The sequence below is a fragment of the Streptomyces sp. NPDC017979 genome, from assembly GCF_044328175.1.
GTDB lineage: Bacteria > Actinomycetota > Actinomycetes > Streptomycetales > Streptomycetaceae > Streptomyces.
Genome location: NZ_JBIRGU010000001.1, coordinates 1,315,613 through 1,330,939, shown reverse-complemented (window position 1 = coordinate 1,330,939; position 15,327 = coordinate 1,315,613). Strand labels below are relative to the sequence as shown.

At 71.3% G+C, this 15,327-nt stretch carries 11 protein-coding genes; 7 read left to right on the top strand and 4 right to left on the bottom strand.

Annotated features, from left to right (window positions below; all coding sequences use genetic code 11):
* Positions 1 to 272: 272 nt before the first annotated feature.
* Positions 273 to 506, bottom strand: coding sequence for a hypothetical protein (locus ACH4E8_RS05770; RefSeq protein WP_398444628.1), 234 nt, complete (start codon positions 504 to 506; stop codon positions 273 to 275).
* A gap of 168 nt (positions 507 to 674) precedes the next feature.
* Here ACH4E8_RS05770 and ACH4E8_RS05765 point away from each other — a divergent pair, with 168 nt between their 5' ends.
* The 3 genes from ACH4E8_RS05765 to ACH4E8_RS05755 all read left to right on the top strand — a co-directional run bounded on the left by ACH4E8_RS05765 (position 675) and on the right by ACH4E8_RS05755 (position 3,194).
* Positions 675 to 1,211, top strand: a complete 537-nt coding sequence (locus ACH4E8_RS05765) for a DinB family protein (RefSeq protein WP_398444626.1) — start codon at positions 675 to 677, stop codon at positions 1,209 to 1,211.
* Between the two features lie 30 nt (positions 1,212 to 1,241).
* Entirely contained in the window at positions 1,242 to 2,231 is a 990-nt protein-coding gene (hemB, locus tag ACH4E8_RS05760; protein ID WP_398444624.1) for a porphobilinogen synthase, read from the top strand.
* 99 nt (positions 2,232 to 2,330) lie between these two features.
* Positions 2,331 to 3,194, top strand: coding sequence for an SDR family oxidoreductase (locus ACH4E8_RS05755; protein ID WP_398444622.1), 864 nt, complete (start codon positions 2,331 to 2,333; stop codon positions 3,192 to 3,194).
* Positions 3,195 to 3,322: 128 nt separating this feature from the next.
* On the opposite strand, the gene ACH4E8_RS05750 is transcribed toward ACH4E8_RS05755, so the two are convergent.
* Positions 3,323 to 4,240, bottom strand: coding sequence for a glycoside hydrolase family 19 protein (locus ACH4E8_RS05750; RefSeq protein WP_398444620.1), 918 nt, complete (start codon positions 4,238 to 4,240; stop codon positions 3,323 to 3,325).
* A gap of 417 nt (positions 4,241 to 4,657) precedes the next feature.
* Positions 4,658 to 5,554 carry an NAD(P)-dependent oxidoreductase gene (locus ACH4E8_RS05745; protein ID WP_398444618.1) on the bottom strand — a complete coding sequence of 299 codons (897 nt, stop codon included), beginning with the start codon at positions 5,552 to 5,554 and terminating at the stop codon, positions 4,658 to 4,660.
* Positions 5,555 to 5,738: 184 nt separating this feature from the next.
* Between ACH4E8_RS05745 and ACH4E8_RS05740 the strand changes: the two genes are divergently transcribed.
* The 4 genes from ACH4E8_RS05740 to add all read left to right on the top strand — a co-directional run bounded on the left by ACH4E8_RS05740 (position 5,739) and on the right by add (position 13,092).
* Entirely contained in the window at positions 5,739 to 6,008 is a 270-nt protein-coding gene (locus ACH4E8_RS05740) for a DUF1876 domain-containing protein (RefSeq protein WP_398444616.1), read from the top strand.
* 144 nt (positions 6,009 to 6,152) lie between these two features.
* Positions 6,153 to 10,400, top strand: coding sequence for a glycosyl hydrolase family 18 protein (locus ACH4E8_RS05735; RefSeq protein ID WP_398444614.1), 4,248 nt, complete (start codon positions 6,153 to 6,155; stop codon positions 10,398 to 10,400).
* Between the two features lie 407 nt (positions 10,401 to 10,807).
* Positions 10,808 to 11,998, top strand: a complete 1,191-nt coding sequence (locus tag ACH4E8_RS05730) for an adenosylhomocysteinase (protein ID WP_398444612.1) — start codon at positions 10,808 to 10,810, stop codon at positions 11,996 to 11,998.
* 128 nt (positions 11,999 to 12,126) lie between these two features.
* Positions 12,127 to 13,092 carry an adenosine deaminase gene (gene add, locus ACH4E8_RS05725; RefSeq protein ID WP_398444609.1) on the top strand — a complete coding sequence of 322 codons (966 nt, stop codon included), beginning with the start codon at positions 12,127 to 12,129 and terminating at the stop codon, positions 13,090 to 13,092.
* 274 nt (positions 13,093 to 13,366) lie between these two features.
* Here the strand turns inward: add and argS are convergent, their stop codons facing one another.
* Positions 13,367 to 15,145 (bottom strand): arginine--tRNA ligase, encoded by a 1,779-nt coding sequence (gene argS / locus ACH4E8_RS05720; protein WP_398444607.1) that lies wholly within the window; start codon positions 15,143 to 15,145, stop codon positions 13,367 to 13,369.
* Positions 15,146 to 15,327 lie beyond the last annotated feature (182 nt).

The following is a 15,327-nucleotide window of genomic DNA, read 5'->3' as shown; positions in this document are numbered from 1 at the left end:
GTCGCGCAGTTCCGCTGCCTACACCCAGGGGGCGTGGGGGGACCCCCAGCGCCGCTAAAACCCCGTTCCTCAGCCCGTAGACAAGTGACGGGGGAAGCGAAACAGGGGCGCCGGGGGTACCCCCGTGCCCGCAGGGCACGGGTGGGGGTCCCCCCACGCCCCTGGGCGTAGGGGGAGGAACTGCGCGACAAGCACCACCACCGGCCCGCGGAACCAACACACCCGCAGGGCAATACAGCTAGGGCGAAGGTGTCGAGGACGCGCCCCGGGGCTTACGGGTTCAGCTGGGCCGTGGCCTGGGGGCCGGAGAAGACGGGCTTGGTGTAGCCCTTTGCCTGGGCGATGGCGCTGATCGCGTTGGCGATCTCCAGCTCGGTGATCCGCGGGGTCGCGGGGTCCATCGGGGTGTGGGTGACCGAGAAGGTGAAGACCACGAAGCCCGGGGTGTTGGGGTGCGTGTGGTCGGAGTTGGCGCGGAAGTGCGTACCGTCGTCGAATACGGCCATGGTCGCCTCCAGGACGTGAAGTGGAGCGGAAGACAAGTAGCCGCTCCCGACGCGGAGCTGACCTGGTGTCAGTGGGGTCGGGGCCTGGCTCCGATGGAAGCACGAGGGGGCGCGTCCCTCAACTAAAACGCGTTTGCCGGCAGGGCCGTGCGGTGCGAGGGTCGGGCGATGGAATCTGCCATCGTTCCGCGCGGCGCGCTGCTCGTGTCGCAGCTCGACCTCATCTGGTCCCTCTTCGAGTACCACCTCCAGGAAATCGACGACGACGCGCTCCGCTGGGAGCCGGCGCCCGGTGCGTGGAGCGTCCGGCAGGACGAGCAGGGGGCGTGGGTCGCCGACTGGCAGGTGCCGGAGCCCGACCCCGTACCCACCACGTCCATCGCCTGGATCTCGTGGCACATCGGCTACTGGTGGACGACCACCCTGCGGCACTGCTTCGGGCCCGGTGCGCCCGGGCGGGAGGAGATCGTCTGGCCCGGGAGCGCCGAGGCGGGCGCCGCGTGGCTGCGCGGGCTCAAGGACGAGTGGCGGGCTGAGCTGGTGCGGCTCGACGACGGCGACCTCGACTCGACCGAGCGGGTCGCCGGGCTGCCGTGGGGCGGGGAGCTGACGCTCGTCGACATCGCCTCGTGGGTGAACTTCGAGCTGGCCAAGAACGTGTCCGAGATCGGGGTCACCGCACGCCTGCGGCGGGCGCTCGGATAGCGGTGCGGCGCGGGGCGTAGCGTGGGGGACATGAGTACCTACGGTTCCTTCCCCGGGTCCCGGCCGAGGCGGCTGCGGACCACCCCCGCGCTGCGCCGCATGGTCGCCGAGACCCGGCTGCACCCGTCCGACCTGATCCTCCCGGCGTTCGTGCGCGAGGGGATCGAAGAGCCGATGCCGATCAAGGCGATGCCCGGCGTCGTGCAGCACACCCGGGACACCCTGCGGAAGGCGGCCGTGGAGGCGCGGCAGGCCGGGGTCGGCGGGATCATGCTCTTCGGGGTGCCCGAGGACGCGAAGAAGGACGCGGTGGGGACCGCGGGGACCGACCCGGACGGCATCCTCCAGGTGGCGATCCGGGACGTGCGGGCCGAGGTCGGGGACGACCTGGTGATCATGTCGGACCTGTGCCTGGACGAGTACACGGACCACGGGCACTGCGGCGTGCTGGACGCCGAGGGGCGGGTCGACAACGACGCGACGCTGGAGCGGTACGCCGAGATGGCGCAGGTCCAGGCGGACGCCGGCGCCCACGTCCTGGGCGCCAGCGGGATGATGGACGGCCAGGTCGGGGTGGCCAGGGACGCGCTGGACACCATCGGCAAGGAGGACGTGTCGATCCTCGCGTACGCCGTGAAGTACTCCTCCGCCTTCTACGGGCCCTTCCGGGAGGCCGTCGGCTCCTCGCTGCGCGGCGACCGCAAGACGTACCAGCAGGATCCGGCGAACGTCCGGGAGTCGATGCGGGAGCTGGCGCTCGACCTGGCGGAGGGTGCGGACATGGTGATGGTGAAGCCGGCCGGGCCGTACCTGGACGTGCTGGCGAGGGTCGCCGACGTGTCGCACGTGCCGGTGGCCGCGTACCAGATCAGCGGTGAGTACTCGATGGTCGAAGCGGCGGCGGAGAAGGGCTGGATCGACCGCGACGCGGCGATCATGGAGACGCTGACCGGCATTCGGCGCGCCGGCGCGAAGATGATCCTCACGTACTGGGCGACGGAGGTCGCGCAGAAGCTCTGAACCCGCTCCCCGAGGCCCGCTGCGGCTCCCCCCACCCTTGTGCGTACGGTGTACTCTCAATGGCGTACGGTGTACGACGGCGGCATGGAGGGGCGACGCATGAAGATCCTGGTGACCGGGGCGACCGGCAGCGTGGGGCGGCACGTCACGCGTGCGCTGGTGGAACGCGGCGCGGAGGTGCGGGTGTTGACGCGGAACCCGGCCGCGGCCGGCTTCCCCGACGCCGTCGAGGTGGTCGCGGGCGACCTGGCGCGGCCCGAGACGCTGCGGCCGGCGCTGGCGGGGGTGGAGCGGATGTACCTCTTCCCGCACCCGGACACGGCCGGTGAGGTCGTGGCGCTGGCGAAGGCGGCCGGGGTGCGGCGCGTCGTCGTGCTGTCCTCCGCCGCCGCGGCGGACGGCTCCGACACCACGCACCACACTCCGGTGGAACGGGCGGTGGCGGCCTCGGGGCTGGAGTGGACGTACGTGCGCCCGGGCGAGTTCATGGGCAACAAGGTCTCGCTGTGGGCGGCGTCGATCCGGGCGGAGCGGCTGGTGCGGGAGCCCTTCCCGGACTCCGCGTGGGCGCCGGTGCACGAGCGCGACATCGCGGACGTGGCCGTCGCCGCGCTGCTGGAGGACGGTCACGCGGGCGCGGCGTACACGCTGCACGGCCCCGAGACGAGCAGTCGGCGCGAGCAGGTGGCGGCCATCGCGGCGGCGCTCGGCGAGGAGGTCGCACTGGTGGAGGTGAGTCGGGAGGAGGCGCGGGAGCGCTACGTCACGGAAGGCGGCTTCCCGCCCGAGGTGGCGGACTTCATGCTCGGCTTCACCGACTACGACGGCCGGCCGATGGACGCCGACGCGACGGAGTTCGACGTCTCCGGCTACGGGGAGCTCACCAGCCTGAAGGACGCCATCGGCGAGCCGGGGCGCACCTTCGCCGAGTGGGCGCGGGAGCACGTGGCCGACTTCCGCTGACCGGCGCCCGCGGCGTCGGGCACGACCGCGGGCCGGGGAGATCGTCCCCGGCCCGCGGCGTTCGTGGTCGTCAACGGCGGCTGGCCGCAGCTGACTTCAGCCCTTCAGCCCTTCAGGCTTCCAGTGGATCAGCAGTACAGGTTGCTGCCGGTCGGCACCCCGAGGATGCCGGTGAACTGGGTGTACTTGTTCACCCGGCTCTGGACCTGTGCCGGGTTGCCGCCGTTGCACTCCAGCGTGCCGTTGATGGAGCGGATCGTCTCGCCGAAGCCGCGCTGGTTCACCATCGCGGAGTGGCCCGTCATCGTGCCCGGCCCGCTCTGGGTGTTCCAGTACCACAGGGCCGTCTTCCAGGCCACGGCCGCATTGTTCTGGACCTGCCAGGGGTTGTTCAGCAGGTCGATGCCGAGCGCGTCGCCGGCGGCCTTGTAGTTGAAGTTCCAGCTGAGCTGGATCGGGCCGCGGCCGTAGTACGCGGCCTGGCCGGCCGGGCAGCCGTAGGGCTGCGTCCGGTCGCAGTAGTGCGGGTAGTTGGCCTGGTTCTGCTCCACGATGTGGACCAGACCGCCGGTCTCGTGGCTGACGTTCGCGAGGAACGCCGCGGCCTCCTGCTTCTTCACCGTGGTGCTGCCGGTGTTCGCGAAGCCCGGGTAGGCGCTGAGCGCGGCCTTCAGGCCGGAGTACGTGTAGAACGAGTTCCGGTTCGGGAACATCTGGTTGAACTGGGCCTCGCTCACGACGAAGTCACCCGGGTTCGGGTTGCCGCCGCCGTTGCAGTTGTACGGGTCCCAGTACCAGGTGCTCACGGTCGGGTCGTAGCCCGGGTTGTCGTGCTCGGCGATGTAGTACTTCCCGTCCCGGTACTTGACAACGTTGCCGGCGGAATACGACACGCCCTGCTGCCAGTTGGGGGCGTTGGTGCACTTCTCGTCCGCCGCTGCTGCGGGGGACGCGGTCGGCACCAGGCTCGCCGCCGCGAGTCCGGTGGCTGCGGCGACGGCGACGATGAGTGCCTTGGCGCGCTCGCGCGTGCGCAGTGTGAGCACGAGTCCTCCTTCGTGCGTCAACGGCTGGGCCCGGAGCGGAGCGTGGGGGCTCGTGGGGGGTGTCCTGGGCTGCCGTGGTGGGGGGTGGTGCTCACACTGAACCGCGTCGGGCCCGCTCGCGTCAAGGTATAGACCATTCGATTGCGGTGATTGTCCGAGGGGATCTCGGTTGTGCGGATGGTCCGTCAACTCACCTGTGGGAAAGGTGTGTTGACGGACCGAAAAGCGCGCGGCGGGGGCCGCTCCGCGCGGTCCCCGCCGCCGTCCGAGCGGGGCGGCAGTGCAGGTCGGCGGCGGTCGGGACGCCCGGGATCCGGTTGGACCGGGCCTCGCCGGGGACCCCGGAGGGAGCGCGGAGGACGTACGGGCGGGGGCGCGGGAGCAGTCGGCGGAGCCGTCAATTCCGGCCCGTTGGCATCAGCCGTTCGAGGAGAGCATGACGGCCAGTCGGGACTGGCTGTCCGCGCTGTGGCCCGCGGCCATCGCCTCGTCCAGCAGCGCCGTCAGCGGCTGGAAGAACTCCGTGGAGACGCCCTGCCCGGCCAGGGTGTTCAACAGGTTCGGCAGGGCCGCCTGGTTGACCGCGATGCTGGAGACGTTCGTGACGTGCTCGCCCGAGTCCAGCTCGTCCGCCCAGGTGGGCAGCGCGCCCGCCATCGCGGTGACCCACTCCTGCACCGGGCCCGCGATGTCCTTGGCCGGGATGCCGGCCGAGCGGGCGAGCGCCAGCGAGTGCAGGACGCCGATGTTCATCCCGTACATGCCGATCAGCAGCGCGAAGTCGTACAGCGAGGCGAAGCCGGCGTCCTCGCCCACGTACCGGGCGCCGCCCAGCACCCGGAAGGTCTCCTCGTGCTCGGCGAACGCCTCCTTGTCGCCGCTGTAGAAGACGTACGCGTGCGGACCGGCGATCATCTGGGGCACGGCCATGATGCCGCCGTCGAGGTAGCGCACGCCGTGCACCGCCGCCCAGGCGGCCAGCTCGCGGGACTGCGCCGGGGTGCCGTTGGTGAGGTTGGCGACGGTGCGGCCCTTGAGCAGCTCCGGCGCCGTGTCCAGGACCTCGCGGACGTTGTCGTTGATCATCAGGCAGAGGACGACGAGCTCGCTGGCGGCGATCGCGTCGGCGGGGGTCGCGGCCGGGGTGGCGCCCTGGGCGACCAGCGGGCCCGTCTTGGCCGCCGTCCGGTTCCACACGGTGACCGGGTGGCCGGCCTCCAGGAACGCGGCGGCCAGCGCCGTGCCCATCATGCCGAGGCCCAGGACGGACACGGCAGGCTTGGCGGACACGTCGGAGGCAGACGGTGCGGACATGGTGGTGCTCCTTGGAAAGGGAGGGGTCATCGAGTTCCTGCCGGCGATGTTCATCCTCTGGGGTTGCCCAAACCTTCACAAGTACGGACTTTTAAGTGCGGTACTTACCGGGAGGTGTGTAACGGGGTGCGCAACCGGCGCCCGCGGCGCACCCTGGAGGTGGGACCGCTGGAGGTGATCCGCCATGCAGACACTCGTCGGATGGCACGTCGAGATGGAGTTCCGGGAAGACGGCGACCGCACCAGGGCCGCCGCGATGGTGCGGCTCAGCGACGGTACGGAGGTCCGGGGGCACGGCCATGCGCAGCGCCACCCCACGGACTCGCCGCAACTGCGGGTCGGCGAGGAGATCGCCGGCGCCCGTGCGCTGATGGACATCGCGTCGCAGATGCTGCAGAAGGCGCACCACGAGATCGACGACGCGTCCGGGCGCACCTCGTACCCGCTGGGCTGAGCCCGGGGCGATGTCCCGACGCCCTGCCGGGCGCGCGTTGATCGGTCGTTGATCCGTCGCAGACAACTCTGACGCACCGTTCGGGGCGGGTGCGCCCCGAACCGGGGCGCACCGGCCACGAACCGGTGAAGGAGACGTCACGACGTGACGCGCCAACAGAGACGCAACGGGTACGACAGACGTACGGGACGCCCGCGCACCCGGCACCGATGGCGCGGGCTGCTGCTCGCCGCAGCCCTCCTCGCGGAGACGGGTGCGGTGGGAGCGGGCACGGTGGGAGCGGGCACGGCCGCCGCCGCCCCCGCGCCGCCCGAGCCGAGCGCCGCCGCCGTCCCCGTGGGCAAGGCCGTCCGCATCCAGAACGTCCACAACGGCGGCCAGTTGGGCGTCACCAAGGCGTCGTTGAGCACCTGGCCGGTGGAGAGCGCCGCGCCCCAGGGCGACGACCGGCACCAGTCGTGGCAGTTGGAGGAGGTCTCCGGCGGGCACCGGCTGCGCAACGCGGAACTGCCGTCGGAGTGCCTGGTCCGCGGGCCCGAACTGGTCGCGGACGACTGCACCGGCGCAGGCGCGGTCTGGGACGTGCGGTCCGTGGGAGGCGGCGGCCACTGGATCGGGGAGCCGGGCACCGACCGCCGGCTGACCAGCACCAAGCCGATCAGCAAGAGCGAGAAGGTGGCCGACCTCAAGCTGGACGCGATCGGCACGGACCCCGCCACCTGGCTCTTCACCCCCGTCGACTGGCCGCGCCAGCCGCAGCCGCCGCAGGACCGGCGGACGCTGGAGCACATGACGTACCTGACCGCGCACAACGCGATGATCAACACCGAGGACGGGTACGACACCCTCGCGCCCAACCAGCCGCACTCGATGAAGCGCCAACTCGCCGACGGCGTGCGGGCCCTGATGCCGGACGTCAACAAGTCGGTCGTGGGCGGGCGGATCCCGCTCTGCCACGGCGGCGGCTGCGGCGGCGTGGTCACCCCCAGCAACACCCTCGACGCCATGTTGAAGACGGTGAAGGAGTTCCTGGACGCCAACCCGTCCGAGATCGTCTCGATCTTCATCGAGGACCAGGGCTCCCTGAAGAACGACGACTACGCCAAGTACGGCCTGGACGTGGTGCCCGGCATCCGCGACCTGATGTTCGTCCCGGACGACGCCGTCGTCGCCGACCCCGCCCTCAAGCAGGGCTGGAACGTCCACGTCAACGGCTGGCCGCTGCTGAAGGACATGGTCGCGAAGAACAAGCGGCTGCTGATCTTCTCCGGGCAGGTCGCCGGCGACAACAACCGCGAGGCGATCGGCTTCCTCGCCGACAAGCGCTGGCGGGTGGAGAACCACTGGAGCATGGGGCTCGGGCTCGGCAACTCCGACTGGGCCTGCTACTCGCGCTGGAGCGAACGACCGCTGGGCACCCGCCCGTCGGGGAACTTCCGGCCGCTGTTCTTCATGAACCACTTCCGCGACGTGCCGATGGCGCCGACGTACACCACCGACAACCAGAAGATGAAGCAGCGCGCCGAGGGCGTGTGCACCACCGCGGCCCGCCGCAAGCCGAACTTCGTCGCCGTCGACCAGTACAAGGACGGCGACCTGTTCCCGCAGATCCAGAAGATGAACGAGTACTGGTACCAGGCGCAGCCCGGGCCCGGCGGAGACGGGCAGCAGCCCGACCCGGCGACCCCCGTCGGCGACCCCTTCGACACCGCGCCCGACCGCCGCGGCCCCAAGCCGGCCACCGGCGTCCCGCACGCCCAGTGCCGACCCGAAGGCATGGCCGTGACCGCCGGCACCAACGCCCGCTACTGCGACGTCTACGGCGACGACGGCCGCGAGTGGCTGGGCGGCAACGGCACCGACCGGCGCGTCGTCGGCTACTTCAACGCCACCCGCAACGGCACCGACGGCAAACCCCGCTACCTGGTCAAGAACATCCCCTGGACGAAGGTCACCCACATCAACTACGCCTTTGCACGCGTCGAGGGCGACCGGATCTCCGTCGGCAACGAGCAGGACGCGAACAACCCCGCGACCGGCCTGACCTGGCCGGGCGTCGACGGCGCCGAGATGGACCCCGGGCTGCCCTACCGGGGCCACTTCAACCAGCTCGCCAAGTACAAGAAGCGGCACCCGCAGGTCAAACCCCTGATCGCGGTCGGCGGCTGGTCCGACACCAAGGGCTTCTACGCCATGACGACCAACGCCGACGGCAGCGTGAACCGGGCCGGCATCAACACCTTCGCCGATTCCGTCGTCTCCTTCCTCGACCGCTACGGGGCCGCCTTCGACGGCGTCGACATCGACTACGAGTACCCCACCGCGATGCCCGACAGCGGCAACCCGGACGACTGGGCGCTCGCCAACCCGCGCCGCAAGGGCCTCCAGGCCGGCTACAACGCGCTGATGCAGACCCTGCGCGAGAAGCTGGACCGCGCCGGCGACGCCCGCGGCCGGTACTACCTGCTGACCTCCGCCGCGTCCGCCTCCGGCCACCTGGTCCGCGGCTACGACGCCGGCGCGGCCCTCGCCTACCAGGACTTCGTCAACGTCATGACGTACGACCTGCACGGCTCCTGGAACCAGTACGTCGGGCCGCAGGCGCCGCTGTACGACGACGGCAAGGACGCCGAACTCGCCGCGGCCGGCGTCTACGACGACGCGAAGAACCCCGAGTACGGCAAGACGGGCTACTTCAACGTCGACTGGGCGTACCACTACTACCGGGGCGCGCTCCAGCCCGGCCGGATCAACCTCGGCGTCCCGTACTACACCCGCGGCTGGCGCGACGTGCAGGGCGGCACCGACGGGCTGTGGGGCACCGCGCCCCTGCCCGACCAGGGGCAGTGCCAGCCCGGCACCGGCATCGGCACGGGCAACGGCACGCCCTGCGGCAACGGCGCCGTCGGCATCGACAACCTCTGGCACGACACCAGCCGGGGCCGCGAGGTGGCGGCCGGCTCCAACCCGCTGTGGCACGCCCGCAACCTCCAGAACGGCACCGCGCCCCGCTACCTGGGCGCGTACGGCCTCGACCCCGACCAGCCGCCGAACAAGCTGACCGGGACCTACCAGCGCAAGCACAGCGCCGCGCTCGGCGCGAGCTGGCTGTGGAACGCGGAGAAGAAGGTGTTCCTCACCGCCGAGGACGAGCAGACCGTCGACGCCAAGGTGCGCTACGTACGGGACAAGGGCATCGGCGGCGTGATGATGTGGGAGCTCGGCGGCGACCTGACCCGCGGGCCCGACGGCACGTACGGCATGGGCCACGACCTCACCACCCGGATCTCCAGCGGCCTCAGCGGCGCCGGCGGCTACGGCAACGAGCGTGCCGGTGCCGTCAAGCCGCCCGAGCAGGTCGTGGACGTGTCGGTGGAGTTCGCCGACTTCCCGACGAAGGAGCTGTGGCCGCAGCAGCCCAAGCTGCGGATCACCAACAAGAGCGGGAAGCCGCTGCCGGCCGGCACCGAGCTGTCGTTCGACATCCCCACCAGCGCGCCGCCGCTGCTGAAGGACGACAACTGGCAGGAGCTGAAGGACGCCGTCAAGCCCGGCCACACCGGGCCCAACGCGGGCGGTCTGAAGGGCGACTTCCACCGGGTCACCGTCAAGCTCGGCTACTGCGAGGGCGTGCCGGCGGGCGGTGCCCGGGACATCGGGCTCAAGTACTTCCTGCCGGTCACCGGGCCGGCGAACTTCACGATGAAGATCGGGGACGCCACGTACGGCCTCACCCAGGACCGCCGCAAGGGCACCCAGGTCGTGGAGCCCCCGGCGGCCGGCGGCGGACCCGCCTGCCAGGCGGAGGCGTGGGACGCGGCGCGCACCTACAACCCGGCGTGGGCGCCCTTCCAACTGTGGAAGGTCGACGGCGGCTGGAAGGTCCAGGACGTCAACAGCGCCCTGGTGCTCGACCGCCCCGGCACCTGGACCACCTCCCACCTGGTCGGATCGCAGGACGGCAACAAGAACCAGGTGTGGAACATCGCCCCGGACGGCGCCACCGGCCGCTTCACCATCACCTCGGCCAGCGGTGGACGCGCCCAGTGCCTGGGCGCCGACAGCAGGCTCGCCGAGCTGTCCGTGAAGGACTGCAACGGCAGTACGGGCCAGTCGTGGCGGTTCACCGACGACAAGGGCGCGCCGGTCGCCGGCATCCCCGCCGACGGCAAGCCCCACGGGCTGCTCGCCGCGAACGGGCACGTCCTGGAACCGAGGAACAGCGCCGCCACGGCCGGCAGCAAGCTCGTCGCCGGCGACCCGAGCGGAGCCACCCGTACCGTCGTCTCGTACGGCGGCTCCTACTGGCGGGCGAAGTTCTGGACGAAGGGCAACCGGCCGGACGCGGCCGACCCGAAGAACCCGTGGACGAAGCTCGGCCCGGTGGGCTGAGCCCGGACACGCGTCGGGCCCGGGTCTCCCCGTGCGGGAGGCCCGGGCCCTTGTCGTACGGGATCCAGGTCCGGGCCTCGTCGTACGGGGAGCCCGGCCCGGGCCTCGTCGTAGGGGATCCAGGACCAGACGCTGCCGTACGGGGATCCCGGTCCGGACCTTCCCTCCGGCACGCTCGCCGGTTACCTTGGCCGCATGTCCCTTCATCGGAGCGAGGTAGTGGTGCCGGTCTTCGGCGACCACTCCTACCGGTGTGACTTCTACGGCTGACAGCAGCCGGGCCCGCTGAGCGGGCCCCCTCCCTCTCGTCCTTCACGCCGTGGCCGGCCGCTTCCGCCTGCGCCCGCACCGGGCCGGGCATCCGTCGGCCAGGCGCCCGCTGTCACCCGAGAACGAGGACCTTCGTCATGCCCGGAATCCCTCCCGGGGCGGATCTCCGTCTGCCCCACCCCGACATCAACTGGGCCATCAAGCACATGCCGTTGACGGCTCGGGCCGTCGAAGAACTGGCGCCGGTGCTCACCGGCAAGCGGTTGGCGATGTGCCTGCACATCGAGCCCAAGACGGCTGCCCTGGTGACCCTGCTCGCCCGCGCCGGCACCCGGATCTCGCTCACCGGCTCGCCCGGAACGACCCACGACGACGTGGCCGACGCCCTGCGCGCGGACGGCGTGGCCGTCTTCGGCCGGCGCGGCGACGACGAAGCCGACCACGCCCGGAACATCGCCGACGTCCTGGCGTGCGAACCCGACCTGACGCTCGACAACGGCGGCGACCTGACCCTGGCCCTCGCGGCGACCGGCGCCCCCACCGGATACGCCGGCGGCACCGAGGAGACCACGACGGGCGGACTGCGGCTGCGCCAGAGTCCGGACCAGACCGGCAGACCCACCGTGGTGATCAACGACTCCGCGCTGAAACTCCTGGTGGAGAACGAGTTCGGGGTCGGCCAGACCGTGGTGCAGGGGCTGATGAACGCGGCCAACTTGATGATCCCGGGCGTGCGCGCCGCCGTGTTCGGCTACGGGCCGTGCGGCAAGGGCGTCGCCGACACCCTCGCCCACCTGGGCGCCCGGGTCGCGGTCTGCGAGATCGACCCCATCAGGGCCCTGCACGCGGTCATGAGCGGCCATCGCGTGGGCCCGTCCGTCGACGTCGTCTCCGACGCCCAGGTCGTGTTCATGGCGACCGGTCACCCCGGGGTGGTCGGCGCCGCCGAACTCGACGCCCTGCCCGACGGCGCCGTCCTGGCGGGAGTCGGCCACTTCCCGTGGGAACTGGACCGCGACGCCCTGACGGCCGGCACGCTGCGCACGGTCGAGTACGGGGACACGTCCCGGCGGCGCGGACACGTGCTGGCCGACGGCCGCGAGGTCGTCCTCCTGGACGACGGCCGGATGCTCAACCTCACCGCGGCGAACGGCAACCCCATCCAAGCCATGGACCTGGGGCTCACCCTCCAGGCGCGCAGCCTCGCCGCCGTGGTCACCGGCGACCTGGACCCCGGTGTCCAGTCCGTCCCGACGCACATCGAGCAGCGCATCGCCGCCGACCTGGTGGACCAGTTGAGCGGCCCGGTCCGGAGCGGACGGCGCTGACGTCCCTCGCGGGTCCCGTAGTGCGGACCCCGCGGCCTCGCGCGCTTCGAGCTCCATGCGCTTCGACACCAGCCTGCTTCGACACCGACCTGCTTCGAGCCCCACCTTCTTGGAAGGCAAGAGGACACATGCCCCTGATCGACCTGCACCGTCACCTGGAGGGCTCCATCCGCCCCTCCACCGCACTGGACCTCGCCCGCCGGCACGACCACTGGCTCGCCGGCGAACGGCACCCGCTGGGCAAGGTCGTCGTCACCGACCCCGCGGCAACGGCCGGTCTCCTGGACTACCTCCGGCACATCGACGTCGCCTGCTCCACCGCACGCGCCCTGGAGGACTGGGCGCTGATCACCCGGCAGGCCGTCGAGGACTGCTTCAACGACGGTCTCGACTACGTCGAACTCCGCTTCAGCCCGTGGTTCGTCCACTCCCAGACCGGGCTCGACCCCGTCGACGTCATCGACGTGGTGGCGGAGACGGCGAGCAGGGCCGCCGCCGACTTCGGTCTGCCCGTGGGGCTCATCGGAATCCTCATGCGCGACCTGGGCCCGGACTCCGCGGGGCGCCAGATGGACAGCATCCTCGGCCGGGCACACCACTTCTGCGGCGTGGACCTCGCCGGTGACGAAGCGGGCTACCCGCCCGACCTGTTCGCCCCCGCGTTCGCCCGCGCCCGCGACGCGGGGCTGCACGTCACCATCCACGCGGGCGAGGCCGCCGGCCCGGAAAGCGTCTGGGCCGCGCTGAACACGCTCCGCCCCGACCGCATCGGCCACGGAGTCCGTTCCGCCGAGGACCCCGCGCTGATGCGGAAGCTCGCGGCGGACGGCGTCACCCTCGAACTCGCCCTCACCAGCAACGTCCACACCCGGGCCGCGCGCAGCCTGCGCGAGCACCCCGTCCGGCTGCTCCTGAGGTCCGGGGTGCGGGTCACCGTCAACACCGACAACCCGACCGTGAGCGCGACGCGCACGTCCGCGGAGTACCACCGGGCGGCGGTCGAGGCGGGCCTCAGCGACGACGACGTCCGCACCGTCGCCCACCACGCCGCGACAGCGGCGTTCACCCCTCACGGCAGGTCGCTGGCTGCGTAGCCCCACGCAAGCCCGGCGAGCCCTCCGCCTTTGTCTGCGGGCCGAGGCGGAGGTATTGAGGGGCGCGGGGAACTGCGCGACAGCCACCCACCGGGCCGCGGTGGTCATGACTCCCGCAGGGAAACGGCGAGGGGGTTTTGGGGCGCTGGGGTCCCCCCACGCCCTCTCGGCGTAGGGGGCGGAACTGCGCGACGAGCCCACCACCGGGCCGCAGAGACCAACGCACCCCGCAGGGGAAACCGCGGCTACGGCCGGACACGCAGGGGCACGGTCCCTAGAGGCGCTCGGGGGTGCGGATGCCCAGCAGGGCCATGCCCTGGTGGAGGGTGCGGCCGGTCAGGTCGACCAGGAAGAGGCGGTTCTCGACCAGCTCCGCGGGGTTCTCCGCGCTCAGCACCTGGCACTTGTCGTAGAACGTCGTCAGGTGCGAGGCGAGCTGGTACAAGTACGCCGCCAGCTTGTGCGGCTCGTACTCCGCAGCCACCTCCGCGATCACCTCGCCGAACTGGTCAAGGTGCAGCCCGAGCGCCCGCTCGGCCGGGTGCAGCTCCAGCTCCGGGTGCGCGACCGGCCGGACGTCGCCCGCCTTGCGCAGGATGGAGCGGATCCGGGCGTACGCGTACTGGAGGTACACGGACGTGTCGCCGTTCAGCGAGACCATCTGGTCCAGGTCGAACTTGTAGTCCCGCACCGCGGACGTCGACAGGTCGGCGTACTTGATCGCGCCGATGCCGACGTACCGGCCGTTCTCGACGATCTCCTGCTCGCTCAGCCCGACCTTCTCCGCCTTCTCCCGCACCACGGCCGTGGCGCGCTCGACGGCCTCGTCCAGCAGGTCCACCAGGCGGACGGTCTCGCCCTCCCGGGTCTTGAACGGCTTGCCGTCGGCGCCCAGCACCGTGCCGAAGGCGAGCTGGACCGCGGTGACCTCGTCGTTCAGCCAGCCGGCCCGGCGGGCCGTCTCGAAGACCATCTTGAAGTGCAGCGCCTGGCGGGCGTCGACCACGTACAGCAGGGTGGACGCGCCCAGCTTCTGCACCCGGTCGCGGATCGCGGACAGGTCGGTCGCCGCGTAGCCGAAGCCGCCGTTCGCCTTCTGCACGATCAGCGGGGTCGGGTTGCCGTCCGGGCCCTTCACGTCGTCGAAGAAGACGCACAGCGCGCCCTCCGAGCGGACCGCGACCCCGGTCTCCTCCAGGATCCGGCAGGTCTCCGTCAGCATGTCGTTGTAGCCGGACTCGCCGACGATGTCGGGGTCCTCGATCTCCATGTCCAGCTTGTCGAAGACGGAGTAGAAGTAGATCTTCGACTCGTCGACGAACCGCTGCCACAGCGCCAGGGTCTCGGGGTCACCGGACTGGAGGGCGACGACCCGGTCCCGGGAGCGCGCCTTGAACTCCTCGTCGGCGTCGAAGAGCTTCCGGGACGCCTTGTACAGCCGGTTCAGCGAGGACATCGCCTCTTCGCCGGCCTGCTCGCCCTCGGCGTGCTCGTGGTCCAGCTCGTGCGGGTGCTCCAGCAGGTACTGGATGAGCATGCCGAACTGGGTGCCCCAGTCGCCGATGTGGTGGCGCCGGACGACCTGCTCGCCGGTGAACTCCAGGATCTCGACCATCGCCGCGCCGATCACGGCCGAGCGCAGGTGGCCGACGTGCATCTCCTTGGCGACGTTCGGCTGCGCGTAGTCGACCACCGTGGTGCCCGCGGCGGACGCGTACGGGACGCCGAGCCGGTCGTCGGCGGCGCGCGCGGCCAGGGTCCGTACGATCGCGGCGTCCGAGACGGTGACGTTCAGGAAGCCGGGGCCGGAGACCTCGACCTCCCGCAGCAGGTCGCTGCCGTCCGTCGGCAGCGCGGCCACGACCTGCATCGCCAGGTCCCGCGGGTTGCCCTTGAGCTGCTTGGCGAGCGCGAGGATCCCGTTGGCCTGGAAGTCGGCCCGGTCGCTACGTCGCAGCAGCGGGTCTGCGGAACCGGCCCCCGGCAGGGCTGCCGTGAGGGCGTCCGCGAGGCGCTGCTGCACATTCGACGCGAGGGAGGGGACCGAGGCCATGGAATTGCCGTTTCTGGGATTCGGGCGGAGTGGAATCGGGCGGATGGTGTTCCGGTCGTCAAGTGTCCCACGGGCAGGGGCGCCCTTTCCGCCGGTTAACCGGTGCTCCGTGACGGGGTGCGTTAACGGCTTGCGACAGGCAACCCCGGAGCGGGACCTTCCGTCTGGGACAATGGTGTGAT